General features: G+C 78.7%; 1 protein-coding gene. It reads right to left on the bottom strand.

Features of this window, described 5'->3' with window-relative positions:
- Window positions 1–93 precede the first annotated feature (93 nt).
- Window positions 94–907 (bottom strand): acetamidase/formamidase family protein (locus GTR00_RS21795; protein ID WP_166613574.1); only part of this gene is annotated, 814 nt, incomplete at its 5' end.

Below are 907 nucleotides of genomic sequence, written 5' to 3' on the forward strand. Positions count from 1 at the left end.
GCCCTCCCGCTGCGCGGGGGGACCGGGCCGCACCCCCGCCCCGGTCCCCCCGCGCAGCGGGAGGGCCGGGGCGGTGCGCGTCGGGCGCGGGGTTCAGGCGCGCCGGCGCAGGGCGTCGTGCGGCCACGCCGCGTGCACGCCCCACGTGCCGTTGGCGACCTGGGTGACGCGCAGGTCCACGCAGGTGCTCGCGTACGCCAGGGCCCTCGTGCGCGGCACGCCCAGCTCGGCGGCCACCCACGTGACGATCCCGTCCAGGGCCGCGTCGGTGGCGGCGTTGAGGTCGGCGTCGAACCCGAACGCGATGCGCTCGGCGGGGGTGACCGCGTGCACGCCGGGCAGCGCGGGCGCCGGCACGAGGTCGACGCTCAGCTCGGTGGTCATGCCGCACTCGATCGCGGTGCCGCCCACCTCGCCGTCGCCCTGGGCGGCGTGCCCGTCGCCCAGGCACAGCAGGGCCCCCTCCACCTGCACGGGCAGGAACAGGGTGCTGCCGGCCACCAGGGAGCGGCAGTCGACGTTGCCGCCGGTGCCCGGGCGCGGCGGGACGGTGGAGTGCTCGCCGGGTTCGGCGGGCGTGGTGCCCACCACGCCGAGGAACGGGGCGACGGGCACCTCGAACCCGTGGGCGTCCACGGCGGTGCCGGCCTCGTCGTCGACCTCCCACAGCAGGCGGGTGGGTTCCGTGGCCCCCAGCCGCTGGTTGAGGGGCGTGGGCGTCCCCGAGACCGTCCAGCCCCACCCGGCGGTGCGCAGCGAGCGCAGCGTCACCGCGAGCACGTCGCCGGGGCGCGCGCCCTCCACGGCGACCGGGCCGGCCAGGCAGTGCCCGCGCCGGGAGGAGAACACCCGCGCCGGCTCCTGCTCGCCCTCGAAGCGCGCGGCGTACCCGTTGCAGTCCAGGGTG

The sequence above is a fragment of the Kineococcus indalonis genome (assembly GCF_009906395.1).
Lineage (GTDB): Bacteria > Actinomycetota > Actinomycetes > Actinomycetales > Kineococcaceae > Kineococcus > Kineococcus indalonis.